The 15,571-nt window shown below is 66.2% G+C and carries 12 protein-coding genes; 9 read left to right on the top strand and 3 right to left on the bottom strand.

The genetic code is table 11. The features are described from left to right. Nucleotides 1-84: 84 nt before the first annotated feature. The 3 genes from nfuA to N5D30_RS12160 all read left to right on the top strand — a co-directional run bounded on the left by nfuA (nt 85) and on the right by N5D30_RS12160 (nt 2,884). Nucleotides 85-669, top strand: coding sequence for a Fe-S biogenesis protein NfuA (gene nfuA, locus N5D30_RS12170; protein WP_279909187.1), 585 nt, complete (start codon nt 85-87; stop codon nt 667-669). Between the two features lie 247 nt (nt 670-916). Further along, a complete protein-coding gene (locus tag N5D30_RS12165) occupies nt 917-1,924 on the top strand; it encodes a response regulator (RefSeq protein WP_279909186.1) in 1,008 nt (335 codons plus the stop codon). A 3-nt stretch (nt 1,925-1,927) separates the two neighbouring features. Then, a complete protein-coding gene (locus tag N5D30_RS12160) occupies nt 1,928-2,884 on the top strand; it encodes a diguanylate cyclase (RefSeq protein WP_279904309.1) in 957 nt (318 codons plus the stop codon). A 25-nt stretch (nt 2,885-2,909) separates the two neighbouring features. Here N5D30_RS12160 and N5D30_RS12155 read toward each other — a convergent pair whose 3' ends face one another. From N5D30_RS12155 to N5D30_RS12145, 3 genes are all read right to left on the bottom strand, one after another. Continuing rightward, complete coding sequence (locus N5D30_RS12155; RefSeq protein ID WP_279909185.1) at nt 2,910-3,434, bottom strand: CsiV family protein; 525 nt, start codon at nt 3,432-3,434, stop codon at nt 2,910-2,912. A 13-nt stretch (nt 3,435-3,447) separates the two neighbouring features. Beyond that, complete coding sequence (gene mfd / locus N5D30_RS12150) at nt 3,448-6,888, bottom strand: transcription-repair coupling factor (protein ID WP_279909184.1); 3,441 nt, start codon at nt 6,886-6,888, stop codon at nt 3,448-3,450. Between the two features lie 346 nt (nt 6,889-7,234). Beyond that, nucleotides 7,235-8,860 (bottom strand): methyl-accepting chemotaxis protein, encoded by a 1,626-nt coding sequence (locus tag N5D30_RS12145; RefSeq protein WP_279909183.1) that lies wholly within the window; start codon nt 8,858-8,860, stop codon nt 7,235-7,237. A 242-nt stretch (nt 8,861-9,102) separates the two neighbouring features. Between N5D30_RS12145 and N5D30_RS12140 the strand changes: the two genes are divergently transcribed. From N5D30_RS12140 to nqrE, 6 genes are all read left to right on the top strand, one after another. Continuing rightward, nucleotides 9,103-10,551 carry a glyceraldehyde-3-phosphate dehydrogenase gene (locus N5D30_RS12140; protein WP_220814782.1) on the top strand — a complete coding sequence of 483 codons (1,449 nt, stop codon included), beginning with the start codon at nt 9,103-9,105 and terminating at the stop codon, nt 10,549-10,551. A gap of 414 nt (nt 10,552-10,965) precedes the next feature. Continuing rightward, nucleotides 10,966-12,297, top strand: a complete 1,332-nt coding sequence (locus N5D30_RS12135; protein WP_279909182.1) for a Na(+)-translocating NADH-quinone reductase subunit A — start codon at nt 10,966-10,968, stop codon at nt 12,295-12,297. A 3-nt stretch (nt 12,298-12,300) separates the two neighbouring features. Further along, nucleotides 12,301-13,515, top strand: coding sequence for an NADH:ubiquinone reductase (Na(+)-transporting) subunit B (locus tag N5D30_RS12130; protein ID WP_279909181.1), 1,215 nt, complete (start codon nt 12,301-12,303; stop codon nt 13,513-13,515). After that, nucleotides 13,502-14,287, top strand: coding sequence for a Na(+)-translocating NADH-quinone reductase subunit C (locus N5D30_RS12125; RefSeq protein WP_220814785.1), 786 nt, complete (start codon nt 13,502-13,504; stop codon nt 14,285-14,287). The genes N5D30_RS12130 and N5D30_RS12125 overlap by 14 nt, the downstream gene beginning before the upstream one ends. Before the next feature lies 1 nt (nt 14,288). After that, nucleotides 14,289-14,957 carry an NADH:ubiquinone reductase (Na(+)-transporting) subunit D gene (locus N5D30_RS12120; protein WP_279909180.1) on the top strand — a complete coding sequence of 223 codons (669 nt, stop codon included), beginning with the start codon at nt 14,289-14,291 and terminating at the stop codon, nt 14,955-14,957. Then, a complete protein-coding gene (gene nqrE, locus N5D30_RS12115) occupies nt 14,957-15,565 on the top strand; it encodes an NADH:ubiquinone reductase (Na(+)-transporting) subunit E (RefSeq protein ID WP_220814787.1) in 609 nt (202 codons plus the stop codon). The genes N5D30_RS12120 and nqrE overlap by 1 nt, the downstream gene beginning before the upstream one ends. Nucleotides 15,566-15,571: the final 6 nt, after the last annotated feature.

Here is a 15,571-nt window from a genome sequence, read left to right as displayed (position 1 = left end):
GGGAATTATTCCTACTAAAATACTAGGACTTTATCCCCGAGGGCCGATGGCGTACACTGGCCCGACGTTTTGCGAGGAGTTGCCATGAGCGCCATCACCATTACCGACGCCGCCCACGATTACCTGGCCGATCTGCTGACGAAGCAGAGCACCACCGGCATCGGCATCCGCGTCTTCATCACCCAGCCCGGCACGCCCTACGCGGAAACCTGCATCGCCTACTGCAAGCCGGGCGAGCAGAAACCGGAAGACACCGCCCTGGCGCTGAAGGAGTTCACTGCCTGGATCGACGCCGTCAGCGAGCCCTTCCTGGAAGACGCCGTGGTCGACTACGCCACCGACCGCATGGGCGGCCAGCTGACCATCAAGGCGCCGAATGCCAAGGTGCCGATGGTCAACGAGGACAGCCCGGTCACCGAGCGGATCAACTACTACCTGCAGACCGAGATCAACCCGGGCCTGGCCAGCCACGGCGGCCAGGTGAGCCTGGTCGACGTGGTCGAGGAAGGCATCGCCGTGCTGCGTTTCGGCGGCGGCTGTCAGGGTTGCGGCCAGGCCGACTACACGCTGAAGGAGGGCATCGAGAAGACGCTGATGGAGCGCATCCCCGAACTCAAGGGCGTGCGCGACGTGACCGACCACAGCAATCGCGAGAATGCGTACTACTGATTGCTCGGCTATTTATGAAAAGGCGCCCCAGGGCGCCTTTTTTATTGGTGATGTAACGCGCCAGGTGCAGGATGCCGGGGAGCTTTTCCGACATGATTGGGGTCGCAAGCGTGCTCGTTGTCGCAAATGGCGATTCCCGAGCTGGATGGTGGCATATTGATATGGCTTTTGCCGATGAAAAGTGCTTCCTTATGGAGTTTGCCTGCCTGCCCGTCGTTCGGGCCCGCGTGCTTCGAGGCTAGTGCCGATGACAACCCTTTCACTGCTGGTCTGCGACGACTCCGCCATGGCGCGCAAGCAGCTGCTGCGAGCGCTGCCGCCCGAGTGGCCGGTGGATGTCTGTCAGGCTGCCCATGGCCAGGAGGCCATGGAGCGGATTCGCCAGGGAGGCATCGATCTGCTCCTGCTCGACCTGACCATGCCGGTGCTGGATGGCTACGGCGTGCTCACCGCCTTGCGGGACGAGGGGCTGGAGTGCCGGGTCATCGTGGTGTCGGGCGATGTGCAGGAAGAAGCGATACGGCGGGTGACCGAGCTGGGTGCGCTGGCCTTCCTGAAGAAGCCGGCCGACCCCGCGCTGGTGCGCGAGACCCTGCAGCGCCTGGGGCTGTTCGACGAGGTCGCGACGGCTGAGCCGACGTCGGCGCCCGCGCCGGCGGCGAGCGAGCCCGAGGTCAATTTCCGCGATGCCTTCCGCGAGGTGATCAACGTCGCCATGGGGCGTGCCGCCGCGTTGCTGGCGCGGGTGCTGGGGGTGTTCGTGCAATTGCCGCTGCCCAACGTCAACATCCTCGAGGTCGGCGAGCTGCACATGGCCCTGGCCGATGCCCAGAGCGACGAGCGCCTGACCGCCGTCTGCCAGGGTTATATCGGCGGGGGCATCGCCGGCGAGGCGCTGTTGATCTTCCACGACTCGGAAGTGGAGCACATGGCCCGCCTGCTACACCGCGAGGCCGTCGAGGCGTCGTCCATGGAGATGCTGCTGGACATGGGCAGCGTGCTGATCGGTGCCTGCCTCAGCGGCATCGCCGAGCAGATCAACATCCGTTTCTCCCAGGGCCACCCGCAGATTCTCGGCCAGCACGCGCCGATCGACGAACTGATCCGCCTCAACCAGCAGCGCTGGCGCAAGACGCTGGCGGTGGAGTTCAGCTACAGCATCGAAGGCCACGATATCCACTTCGATCTGATGCTGTTGTTCACCGAGGACTCGGTGCCGCTGCTGACCAAGAAACTCGCCTACATGATGGGTTGATCCATGGCCGAGACCGTCGATCTCAACGAATTCCACTGGCTGCTGACCATCGTGCAGAGCATCGATGTCGGCGTGGTGGTGCTGGACCGCCAGTTCCGTATCGAGGTATGGAACGGCTTCATGGAGAACCGCTCCGGCCGTCCGCCGGAAGAGGTGCTGCAGAAGTCCTTCTTCGACCTGTTCCCGGAGGTGGAGCAGGAGTGGTTCCGCCACAAGGTGGACAGCGTTGCCACCCTGGGCACGCCGGCGTTCACCATCTGGGAGCAGCGGCCCTATCTGGTGCGGTTCAAGAACTACCAGCCGATCACCGGGCAGGAAGACTTCATGTACCAGAACACCACCATCCTGCCGCTGCAGGCCACCAACAGCCGCATCGAGCATGTCTGCCTGATCATCTACGACGTCACCGACGTGGCGGTGAACAAGCACCAGCTGCAGTCGGCCAACCAGCAGCTCAAGCACCTGGCGCGCACCGACCGGTTGACCGGCCTGAACAACCGCGGCCACTGGGAAGAGGAGCTGCGCCGGGAGTACTCGCGCCATCGTCGCTACGGCAGCATGGCGGCGCTGGTGATCTTCGACATCGACCACTTCAAGCGGATCAACGACACCTACGGCCACCCGGCCGGCGACAAGGTCATCCAGTTCGTCGCCGAGGTGGTGCGCGAGGCGATCCGCGAGACCGACATCGCCGGGCGCTACGGCGGCGAGGAGTTCGTGGTGCTGCTGCCCGACGTCGACAAGGTCGGCGCCAGGCTGTTCGCCGAGCGCCTGCGGCAACTGGTGGAGGCGCTGGTGGTGGACGCCGACGGCCAGGAAATCCGCTTCACCATCAGCCTGGGTGTGGCCGACCTGGGGCAGGCCAGCCAGGATCACCAGCAGCTGATCGAATGGGCCGACCGCGCGCTCTACCACTCCAAGCACGGCGGCCGTAACCGGGTTACCGTCCACGGCGGCTAGCGGGCGCCAGCCGCGCGGGGCGTGGTCAGTTCGGCGTGACCTTGACCAGCACGCCCAGGCTGCCGTTGTCCAGGTAGGTCAGCTCGCCCAGCTTCAGGCGGCTCTTCTGGCGCACGCGCTCGCTGCCGGTGAGCAGGCCGTCGTTGTCGAAGCGGTTGATCCAGAAGTCCGCCTCCAGGTCGACCAGGCGTTGCTGTTCGCTCAGGGTGACGACGCCTTCCACCGGGAAGTGGCCGAACTGCTCGTTGCCGGTGCCGATCCAGGACTTCTCTGGCACCGCCCCGAGGTGCTGCGCCCAGGCCTTGTGTAGCAGCACCTGGTAGCCGTTGCCCGGGCTGAGCCGCGCCGCTTCCTCGTTCAGCGCGGTGCCGCGCTCGTTGCCGGCGATGGGCATGGCGCCCACGGCCCAGTCGTCCGGCGCCGGCTGGCTGGAGGACAGTGTCTCGCCCGACTGGCGGAAGACGATCAGCTCGATCTGGTACAGGCCGTCGGCGAAGGCGGTCGGGGCCATCAGGCAGAGCAGCAGGAAAAGAGGGCGGAGCGCACGCATCGGGTCAGTCCTTTCAGGCGGATTGCGGGGCGAGGCGCTCCAGCAGCGCCTCCAGGGTGTTGAAGCGTTCTTCCGGGCGTTCCATCGGCACCTGCAGCTTGAACTGGGTGGCGCCTTCGAACTTGTAGCGGGCCGGCGCGCTCTGGATCAGCTTGATCAGCACCAGTGGATCGACACAGGTGTCGCCGGCGAACTCGATGCGCCCGCCCTGGGGACCGGCGTCGATCTTCTTGATGCCGAGCTTCTCCGCCTGCAGCTTGAGCAGGGTCAGGCGCATCAGGTTCTTGGTCGCCTCGGGCAGCAGGCCGAAGCGGTCGATCATCTCCACCTGCAGCTCCTTCAGGCCGTCCTCGTCGGCGGCCGAGGCGATGCGCTTGTAGAGGATCAGGCGGCTGTGCACGTCCGGCAGGTAGTCATCGGGGATCAGCGCCGGCACCCGCAGGTTGACCTCCGGGCCGCCGCCCAGCGGCTGCTCCAGGTTCGGTTGCTCGCCCTTGCGGATGGCCTTCACCGCGCGTTCGAGCATTTCCATGTAGAGGGTGAAGCCGACCGCCTGGATCTGCCCGCTCTGGCCGTCGCCGAGCAGTTCGCCGGCGCCGCGGATCTCCAGGTCGTGGGTGGCGAGGACGAAGCCGGCGCCCAGGTCCTGGGCGTTGGCGATGGCCTCCAGGCGCTTCTGCGCGTCCTCGGTCATCTGCTTGCGCGGCGGAGTGAGAAGGTAGGCGTAGGCCTGGTGGTGACTGCGGCCGACCCGGCCGCGCAGCTGGTGCAGCTGGGCCAGGCCGAACTTGTCGGCACGCTCGATGAGGATGGTGTTGGCGCTGGGCACGTCGATGCCGGTCTCGATGATGGTCGAGGCGATCAGCACGTTGAAGCGCTTGTGGTAGAAGTCGCTCATCACCCGTTCCAGGTCGCGCTCGTGCATCTGCCCGTGGCCGATGCCGATGCGTGCCTCGGGCACCAGTGCGGCCAGGTCGGCGGCGCACTTCTCTATGGTCTTCACGTCGTTGTGCAGGTAGTACACCTGGCCGCCGCGCAGCAGTTCGCGCAGCAGCGCTTCCTTGATCGTCGGGTTGTTCTGCTCCATGACGAAGGTGCGCACCGACAGTCGCCGCGCCGGCGGCGTGGCGATGATCGACAGGTCGCGCATGCCCGACACCGCCATGTTCAGCGTGCGCGGAATCGGCGTGGCGGTAAGGGTGAGGATGTCGACTTCGCTGCGCAGGGCCTTGAGCTGTTCCTTTTGGCGCACGCCAAAGCGGTGTTCCTCGTCGATGATGCACAGGCCCAGGTCCTTGAAGCGCACATCGTCCTGCAGCAGCTTGTGGGTGCCGATGACGATGTCGATCTTGCCCTCGGCCAGCTTGACCACCGCCTCGCTGACTTCCTTGGCCGACTTGAAGCGGCTCATCACCTCGACCGTCACCGGCCAGTCGGCGAAGCGGTCGCGGAAGCTGTTGTAGTGCTGCTGGGCGAGCAGGGTGGTGGGCACCAGCACCGCCACCTGCCTGCCGCTATGGACGGCGATGAAGGCGGCGCGCATGGCCACCTCGGTCTTGCCGAAGCCGACGTCGCCGCACACCAGGCGGTCCATCGGCTTGGCCGCCAGCATGTCCTCGCGCACCGCGTCGATGGCGTTCTGCTGGTCCGGGGTCTCCTCGAAGGGGAAGCCGGCGCTGAAGGTGGCGTAGTCGACGGCCGGGTCCTTGAACGCATAGCCCTCGCGTGCGGCGCGGCGGGCGTAGATGTCAAGCAATTCGGCGGCGACGTCGCGCACCTGCTCGGCGGCCTTGCGCTTGGCCTTCTGCCAGGTCTCCGAGCCGAGGCGGTGCAGCGGGGCGAGGGCGTCGTCGCTGCCGGTGTAGCGGGCGATCAGGTGCAGGCTGGCCACAGGCACGTAGAGCTTGGCTTCCTCGGCATACATCAGGGCGAGGAATTCGGCGGCCTGGCCGTCGAACTCCATGGTCACCAGGCCCAGGTAGCGGCCGACGCCGTGGTCGATGTGCACCACCGGCGCGCCTTCGCGCAGCTCGGTGAGGTTCTTGATCACGTTGTCGCCGCCATCGCGCGATTTCTCGCGGCGGCGGCGCTGCATCACGCGCTGGCCGAACAGCGGGCTCTCGGCGACCAGGGCCAGGTCGTCGAGCAGCAGGCCTTCGTCCAGCGGGGCGATGGTGATGGCCAGGCGCTCCCGGCTCTCGGCGAAGGCCTTCCAGCCGGCCACTTCCATCGGCTTGAGCTTGAGCCGCGCCAGCAGCTCCAGCAGCACCTCGCGGCGGCCGGCGGACTCGGCGCTGAACAGCACGCGGCCCGGATATTCCTCGATGAAGCGGCGCAGGGCGGCCAGCGGCTCGGTTGCCTTGGCCTGGATCGCCAGGTCGGGCAGGGCGCGGGCGTCGAAGCGCTCGCGGCCGACGCCGACCTCCACGTCTTCCTGGATGACCACCACGCGCGGCCAGCGTTTCAGACGGGCGAAGCAGTCTTCCACCGGCAGGAAGATGTCGGCCGGCGGCAGCAGCGGGCGCTCCGGGTCGACGCGGCGGTCCTCGTAGCGGTTGCGCGCGTCGAGCCAGAACTGCTCGGCGGCCTGTTCGATGCCGGGCAGGGAGAACACTTGGGTATCGCCCGGCAGGTAGTCGAACAGGGTGCCGGTTTCCTCGAAGAACAGCGGCAGGTAGTACTCGATGCCGGCCGGGGTGATGCCGGAGGCCAGGTCCTGATAGATTGGGCAGCGGCGGAAATCGACATCGAAGCGCTCGCGGAAGCGCCCGCGGAAGTCGGTGACGGCCTTCTTCTCCAGGGGGAACTCGCGGGCCGGCAGCAGGCGGATGGATTCCACCTTGTCCACAGAGCGCTGGGTCTCCGGGTCGAAGGTGCGCAGGGTCTCGATCTCGTCGTCGAACAGGTCGATGCGGAAGGGCGTGTCGCTGCCCATCGGGAACAGGTCGATCAGCGCGCCGCGCACGGCGAACTCGCCGTGTTCGTAGACGGTGTCCACGCAGCGGTAGCCGGCCGCTTCCAGGCGGCCGCGCATCTCTTCCACGTCGAGCTTCTGGCCGACGTCCAGCACCAGGCCGGAGCCGAGCAGGAAGCGGGTCGGCGCCAGGCGGTGCAGGGCGGTGGCGATCGGTACCACCAGCACGCCGTGCTTGATCTCCGGCAGGCGGTAGAGGGTGGCGATACGCTGGGAAATGATGTCCTGGTGCGGCGAGAACACGTCGTAGGGCAGGGTTTCCCAGTCCGGGAAGTGCAGCACCGGCAGGTCCGGGGCGAAGAACGCCAGCTCTTCTTGCAGGCGCTCGGCGCTCTGGCTGTCGGCGGTCAGCAGCAGGGTGAAGCGGCGGGCCTCGCTGGCGGCTTCGGCGACGGCCAGGCTCAGCGCGGCCCCGGGCAGGTTGCCCCAGTGCTGTTTGCCGGCGGCTCCCGGCAGTTTCGGCAAGTGCAGTACGGGCACGGGTGTCACGGTCCCTGGCGAAAAGAAAGGGGCGATTGTAGCGCTTAAAGCCGCGGCAGGCTTCAAGCCGCGCGCTGCAGGCCTGGCGCGAAGCAAGGCCGAGAGCGTGTCAGCCGGGCTTGCAGGGGGCTTGAAGGCTATCCAAGGCTTTTGTAGCGCTTGCCGGCAGCTCGGTTTTTCTTCAGCGCATCATCCAAGAAGCCCGTCATACCGGCGCAGGCCGGTATCCAGTTGCCAGCACGGCGCTGCCTGCGCGTCTCCTGGACCCCGGCCTGCGCCGGGGTGACGGGGGAGAGTAAGGTGCTGGGAGAAAAACCACGTTGTCTGGCGGGGTGAGACAGGCTTCTTAGGCGCGGAAGCGCTGAATCTGCTGCTGCAGGCCGTTAGCCAGTTGCGCCAGGTCGCGGCTTGCCAGCGAGCTTTGTTCGGCGCTGCTGACCACCTCGCCGATGCTGTCGTTGAGGCTGCTGATGTTCTGGCTGATCTCGTTGGCGACCGCCGTCTGCTCCTCGGTGGCGGCGGAAATCTGCACGTTGCCGTCGGCGATGCCTTCGATGGCGTGGGCGATGTGGTTGAGCACCTCGCCGGCCTCGCGGGCATGGCTGACGCTGTTCTGCGCCTGCTCGCGCGACAGCTGCATGGCGCTCACCGCGCTGCGCGCGCCGCTTTGCAGGGCGTCGATCATGCCGCGAATCGACTCGGTGGCCTTCTGCGTATTGCTCGCCAGGCTGCGCACCTCGTCGGCGACCACGGCGAAACCGCGCCCGGCCTCGCCCGCCCGTGCGGCCTCGATGGCGGCGTTGAGCGCCAGCAGGTTGGTCTGCTCGGCGATGCTTTGAATCACGCCGAGCACCTTGCTGATCTCGTCGCTCTGGGCGTGCAGGGTGTCGATCACTTCGCCGGCCTTCTCCACCGACTCCGACAGGCCCTGGATCGCCCGCAGATTGGACTGCACCAGCTCGCTGCCCTGGCGTGCCTCCTTGTTCGCCTTGTCGGCATTGCCCGCCGTGGACTGGGCATTCTGTGCCACTTCCTGCACCGCCACGCTCATCTCGTGCACCGCCGTGGCGACCATGTTGGTCTGGTCGCCCTGCGTGGTGGCTGCCTGGCTGACCTGGGTGCTGATCGCGCTCATCTCTTCGGAGGCGGCGGCAAGCTGTACGGCCGTATCCGTCAGATGGCGAATCAGCGACTGCTGGTGCTCCAGCAGCAGATTGAAGGCGCGGGCGGTGTAGGACACTTCGTCACGGCCGTCGGCATTAGCGCGCAGAGTCAGGTTGGAGGACTCCTGCACCTCGCTGATCACGCTGCGCAGGCTGGACAGCGGACGGATGATCGACAGACTGATCGCCAGCGCCGCCCCCAGCACCAGCAGCAGTGCCACCCCGCCGATGACGATGAAGGTGTTGCGCATCGACAGGTACTGGGCGGCGGTGGCGGCGCCGAGGCGCTCGCCTTCGTTCAGTTGCAGGGCGATCAGGCCATTCAGCTCGCCGTCCAGCGGGTCGAAGGTGTCGTACAGCGTGCGGTTGAAGGTGGTGGCGTCGGTGGCCAGCAGCTGACCATTGGCGACCTGCCCCATGTACTGGTCGGCTAGTTGCTGCACCCGCTGCAGGTATGGCTTGGTGCGCTCGACCCGGCTGCTTTCCTCGGTGGTCAGGCGGGTGGCGATGTACTCGCTCCAGGCCTTGTCGCCTTCGCTGCGGGCTTCGCCGAAGATCCTGCGCAGCGCCGTTTCATCGATGGTGCCGCCGCGGTACTTGTGCAGCGCATCGACCATCGAGATCGCGTAGGCGTCGGCCACCACCTTGAGCTGGCTGATGGGCCGCATGCGGTCCTTGAACAGCTCGTCGAAGCTGTCGTTGAGCTTGCTGGCATTGGCCAGCGCCATGCCGATGACTGCCACCAGCACCAGCAGTGGCACCACCGCCAGCAACAACAGCCTTGCACGTACCGTCAATTGAGCCAGCATAAGCATCTCCCCATGGAGTATCGCGCGAACATCCATGCAGAGCGCAAGCGAAGGCCCCGGTACTCCAGGTTGGTGCCGAATTCGTCAGAGTATTGACCATATCGGCGAACCTGCCGCCTACTTGAGGTCGCGAGCCGTGGGGGAGGCTGCATGCGTCGCGACAGGCGTACATTGCCCCGCCTGGCGGCGGTCGGCATAATGTAGCCCCTTTTTTCAGCCCCTACATGCGGAAGGTATAGCTCGTGACTCAGAAGCCCGACCAGTGTCTCGGTGAGTGGATTGACCGTGAAGCCCTCGCGGAAGCGATGATTCCGCTGATCGGCCAGCTCTACCGCAACAACAATGTCGTGACCTCGATCTACGGCCGTGGCCTGATCAACCGTTCGGTGATCGATATCCTCAAGGCCCACCGCTTCGCCCGCCACCGCCTGGACGGCGAGAGCGAGCTCTCCGTGCACGATACCTTCCCCATCCTCAAGACCATGAGCGACCTGAAACTGGGTGCCGCCTCCGTGGACCTGGGCAAGATGGTCGCCAAGTTCAAGACCGAGGCCAACGGCCGCAGCATCGAGCAGTTCACCAAGGACGAGCTGGCCGACGTGGCCGGCAAGCAGAACGGCGCCGCCCGCGAAGGCACCGACGTGGTTCTGTACGGCTTCGGTCGCATCGGCCGCCTGCTGGCCCGTATCCTGATCGAGAAGACAGGTGGCGGCGACGGCTTGCGCCTGCGCGCCATCGTCGTGCGCAAGGGCGCCAGCAACGACCTGGTCAAGCGTGCCAGCCTGCTGCGCCGCGACTCCGTGCATGGTCCGTTCAACGGCACCATCACCATCGATGAAGAAAACAACACCCTGACCGCCAACGGCAACCTGATCCAGGTGATCTATGCCAAGGACCCGAAGGAAGTCGACTACACCCAGTACGGCATCAAGAACGCCCTGCTGGTCGACAACACCGGCGTCTGGCGTGACGCCGAGGGCCTGGGTCAGCACCTGGCCTGCCCGGGTGTCGATCGCGTGGTGCTGACCGCGCCGGGCAAGGGCGCGCTGAAGAACATCGTGCATGGCATCAACCATGGCGACATCACCGCCGACGACAAGATCATCTCCGCCGCTTCCTGCACCACCAACGCCATCGTGCCGGTGCTGAAGGCCGTGAATGATCAGTACGGCATCGTCAACGGCCACGTCGAGACCGTTCACTCGTACACCAACGACCAGAACCTGATCGACAACTTCCACAAGGGCAGCCGACGTGGCCGCAGCGCCGCGCTGAACATGGTGATCACCGAGACCGGTGCCGCCACCGCCGCCGCCAAGGCCCTGCCAGTGCTGAAGGGCAAGCTGACCGGCAACGCCATCCGCGTGCCGACGCCGAACGTCTCCATGGCCATCCTCAACCTGAACCTGGAGAAGGCCACCACCCGCGAAGAGATCAACGAGTACCTGCGCCAGATGGCCATGCACTCGGACCTGCAGAAGCAGATCGACTTCGTCAACTCCCAGGAAGTGGTGTCCACCGACTTCGTCGGCTCGCGCCACGCCGGTGTGGTCGATGCCGAAGCCACCATCAGCAACGACAACCGCGTCGTGCTGTACGTGTGGTACGACAACGAGTTCGGCTACAGCTGCCAGGTGGTCCGCGTGATGGAAGACATGGCCGGGGTCAACCCGCCCGCCTTCCCGCGCTAAGCGCAAGGCAACACGCAAAACGGGAGCTTCGGCTCCCGTTTTTCGCTGGTGGCTATGGCTCATGGCGTGTTGGTGGCGCCATCGTGCTCTTGCGGGCGCGTCGGGTGGCAATCCGGCTCATCCGCGGATTTCGCGGCCAAGGCCGCTCCCACAGGTTGGGTGTGGCCTATTCGTTTCGGGGCCTGTGCGGCAGGGTGTCGCGGGGAGTGTCGGCACGGTTTTTTCATGGCCTGTTGCTTGGTGTTACGACTTACTGGTCGAAATAAGAGCTGGCCGGTGTGCTTCACCTGGCTTATGTCCTTATAATTCCGAGAATTTTTCCCGAGTCGTGCCCTTCGGTGACTGCTTCCGGCAGCCGCCTGGCGTTTTTTTGCGACATGGGAAGGCCGGACAAGCGGGCTTTGGATTTTTCGGATGATCAAGATCAAGCGTGGGCTGGACCTGCCCATCAGCGGCGCTCCCGAGCAGCGCGTGGAGCCCGCCAGGGCCGCGCGCAGCGTGGCGCTGCTGGGGTGTGACTATCACGGCATGAGGCCGACCATGGCCGTGCAGGTGGGCGACCGGGTCCGCCTCGGCCAGGTCCTGTTCTCGGACAAGCGGAATCCGGGCGTGCACTTCACCTCGCCGGGAGCCGGCGTGGTCGCCGCCATCCACCGGGGCGAGCAACGCATGCTGCAGTCGGTGGTGATCGACCTGGAAGGCGATGAGGTCGTCGAGTTCGCCCGCTACGAAGCTTCCCGGCTGTCCTCCCTGGACGCCGCGCTGGTGCGCGAGAACCTGCAGCAGTCCGGCCTCTGGAGCGCCCTGCGCACCCGTCCGTTCAGCAAGGTGCCGGCGGTCGACGCCGTGCCCAGCTCGATCTTCGTCACGGCCATCGATACCCACCCGCTGGCGGCCGACCCCAGCGTGATCATCGGCGAGCGCGCCGACGACTTCGCCAACGGCCTGGCCGTGCTGGCGCGCCTGGCCAGGGTGTTCCTGTGCAAGGCGCCGGGCGTTTCCCTGCCGGGCGAGGCGCAGGCCACCCCGGTCGAATTCGCCGGGCCGCATCCGGCGGGCCTGCCGGGCACCCACATCCACTTCCTCGACCCGGTCGGCGCGACCCGGAGCGTGTGGCAGATCGGCTACCAGGACGTGCTGGCCATCGGCGCGCTGTTCACCACCGGCTACCTGAACCCGGAGCGCGTGGTGGCCCTGGCCGGGCCGGTGGTGACACGGCCGCGCCTGCTGCGCACGCGCCTGGGCGTCAGCCTGGAAGAGCTGTGCGCCGGCGAGCTGCGACCCGGGCATACCCGGATCATTTCCGGCTCGGTGCTGGGCGGCCGTACCTCCCACGGCGCCTTCGCCTTCCTCGGTCGCTACCACGTCCAGGTCTCGTGCCTGCACGAAGGCACCGAGCGGCAGCTGCTGCACTACCTGCGCCCCGGGGTGAACAAGCATTCGGTGCTGAACATCTTCGTCTCCCGGCTGCTGGGCGGTCGCAAGCTGGCGATGGACACCAGCACCAACGGCAGCCCCCGGGCGATGGTCCCGGTGGGCAACTACGAGGCGGTGATGCCGCTCGACATCCTGCCGACCCAGCTGCTGCGCTACCTGATCGTCGGCGACACCGAGATGGCGCAGAAGCTCGGCTGCCTCGAACTGGACGAAGAAGACCTGGCCCTGTGCTCCTACGTGTGCGCAGGCAAGTACGAGTACGGCCCGATCCTGCGGGACAACCTGGCTCGCATCGAGAAGGAGGGCTGATCCATGTCTCTGCGCAGATTCCTCGACAAGATCGAGCACCACTTCGAACACGGCGGGCGCTACGAGAAGTGGTACGCCCTCTATGAGGCGGTGGACACCTTCTTCTACCGCCCCGGCAGCGTCACCCGCGGCACGGCCCACGTGCGCGACGGCATCGACCTCAAGCGCATGATGATCACCGTGTGGCTGTGCACCTTCCCGGCCATGTTCTTCGGCATGTGGAACGTCGGCTACCAGGCCAACCTGCTGTACGCGCAGAGCCCCGAGCTGCTGGCCGCCCAGGATGGCTGGCGCTTCGGCCTGATCGGCCTGCTCGCCGGATTCGACCCCAACAGCCTGTGGGACTGCCTGATCCAGGGCGCGGCCTACTTCCTGCCGGTCTACCTCACCAGCTTCATCGTCGGCGGCTTCTGGGAGGTGCTGTTCGCCAGCATCCGCCGCCATGAGATCAACGAGGGCTTCTTCGTCACCTCGATCCTGTTCGCCCTGATCCTGCCGCCGAGCATCCCGCTGTGGCAGGTGGCGCTGGGCATCAGTTTCGGCGTGGTGATCGGCAAGGAAGTGTTCGGCGGCACCGGCAAGAACTTCCTCAACCCGGCGCTGGTCGGTCGCGCCTTCCTGTTCTTCGCCTACCCGGCGCAGATTTCTGGCGACGAGGTGTGGACCGCCGTGGACGGCTTCTCCGGCGCCACGGCGCTGTCGATCGCCTCGGCCAGCGGCGTCGAGCAACTGGCCCAGAGCGGCCTGAGCTGGTGGGACGCCTTCATCGGCCTGGAGCAGGGCTCCATGGGCGAGACCAGCACCCTGGCGATCCTGCTCGGCGGCGCGGTCCTGCTGCTCACCAAGATCGCCTCCTGGCGCATCGTGGTGGGCCTGATGCTCGGCATGATCGCCACCAGCACCCTGTTCAACTGGATCGGCTCGGACAGCAACCCGCTGTTCGCCATGCCCTGGCACTGGCACCTGGTGGTCGGCGGGTTCGCCTTCGGCATGATCTTCATGGCCACCGACCCCGTATCAGCCTCCATGACCGACACCGGCAAGTGGGTGTTCGGCGCGCTGATCGGCGTGATGGTGGTGCTGATCCGGGTGGTCAATCCGGCGTTCCCCGAGGGCATGATGCTGGCGATCCTGTTCGCCAACCTCTGCGCGCCCCTGATCGATCACTTCGTCGTGCAGGCGAACATCAAGCGGAGGCTCGCCCGTGGTCAAGCATGAATCGACCCTGCGTACCCTGATCGTCGCCCTGCTGGTGTGCCTGGTTTGCTCGGTGTTCGTCGCCGGCGCCGCGGTCACGCTCAAGCCGCTGCAGGACAAGAACCGCGAGCTGGACGAGCAGCGCAGCATCCTCGCCATCGCCGGCCTGGGGCATGCCGACATGAGCGCGGACGAGGTGCAGGAGCTCTATGCCCGCAGCATCCACGTGCGCCTGGTGGACCTGCGCACCGGCCGCTTCAGCGCGGATGGCGAGGCGGTGGGCTTCGATCACCTGGCCGCCGCCCGCGACCCGGCGCAGTCCGACGCGCTGCCGGCGGAGCGCGACATCGCCGCGATCGGCCGCCGCGAGCACCTGTCCACCGTCTATCTGGTCGAACACGACGGTAGCCTCGACACCCTGATCCTGCCGGTGCGTGGCTACGGCCTGTGGTCGACCCTCTACGGCTTCATCGCGGTGAAGAGCGACCTGAATACCGTGGTCGGCTTCGGCTTCTACCAGCACGGCGAGACGCCCGGCCTGGGCGGCGAAGTGGACAACCCGAAGTGGACCGGGCTGTGGTCGGGCAAGACCCTGTTCGACGACGACGGCCAACTGGCGGTGGAAGTCATCAAGGGCGTCGTCGACCCGCAGTCGGCCCGCGCGGCGCACCAGGTCGACGGCCTGGCCGGCGCCACCCTGACCAGCAAGGGCGTGAACAATCTGCTGCATTTCTGGCTCGGCGAGAGCGGCTTCGGCCCCTTCCTGGCCAACCTGAAGAAAGGGGAGGCCTGACATGTCTCAACCCAGCATCAAGAGCGTGCTGCTCGATCCCATCCTGCACAACAACCCCATCGGCCTGCAGATCCTCGGCATCTGCTCGGCCCTGGCGGTGACCTCCACCCTCAAGACCGCGCTGGTGATGTCGATCGCCCTGACCCTGGTGACCGGCTTCTCCAACCTGTTCATCTCGATGATCCGCCGCCAGATTCCCACCTCCATCCGGATGATCGTGCAGGTGGTGATCATCGCCTCGCTGGTGATCGTGGTGGACCAGGTGCTCAAGGCCTTCGCCTTCAGTCTGGCCAAGCAGCTGTCGGTGTTCGTCGGCCTGATCATCACCAACTGCATCGTGATGGGCCGCGCCGAGGCCTTCGCCATGTCCCACCCGCCGGTGCTGTCGTTCTTCGACGGCATCGGCAACGGCCTGGGCTACAGCGCCATGCTGGTGGCCCTGGGCGTGATCCGCGAGCTGTTCGGCTCCGGCTCGCTGCTGGGCTACCAGATCCTCCCGCTCGTCAGCGACGGCGGCTGGTACCAGCCCAACGGGCTGCTGCTGCTGCCGCCCTCGGCGTTCTTCCTGATCGGCCTGATCATCTGGGCGCTGCGCAGCTACAAGCCGGAGCAGAAGGAGGCGCCGTCCTACCGCCTGGCGCCGCAGGTCTCCGATAAGGAGGCCTGCTGATGGAGCACTATCTGGGCCTGTTCGTGAAGGCCATGTTCGTCGAGAACATGGCACTGGCCTTCTTCCTCGGCATGTGCACCTTCATCGCCATCTCGAAGAAGGTGGAGACCGCGCTGATGCTCGGCATCACCGTGGTGGTGGTGCAGGTCATCACCGTGCCGCTGAACAACCTGATGTACACCTACCTGCTGAAGGACGGCGCCCTGGCCTGGGCCGGCCTGCCGGAGGTGGACCTGAGCTACCTGGGCCTGATCTGCTACATCGGCCTGATCGCGGCGGTGGTGCAGATCATGGAGATGGTGCTGGACAAGTACCTGCCCAAGCTGCACCACGCCCTGGGCATCTTCCTGCCGTTGATCACCGTGCACTGCGCCATCTTCGGCGGCACCCTGTTCATGGTCGAGCGCGAGTACGACTTCACCGAGAGCGTGGTCTACGGCCTGGGTTCCGGGTCGTCCTGGGCGCTGGCCATCGTGCTGCTGGCGGCGATCCGCGAGAAGCTCAAGTACAGCGATGTGCCGGAAGGGCTGCAGGGCCTCGGGATCACCTTCATCACCATCGGTCTGATGTCGCTCGGCTTCATGTCGTTCGGCGGCATCCAGCTGTGAGGAGCA

Source organism: Pseudomonas sp. GD03875 (assembly GCF_029840585.1).
GTDB lineage: Bacteria > Pseudomonadota > Gammaproteobacteria > Pseudomonadales > Pseudomonadaceae > Aquipseudomonas > Aquipseudomonas paralcaligenes.
The sequence above is the reverse complement of the archived record's forward strand: the minus strand, read 5'-3'. Positions and strand labels throughout refer to the sequence as shown.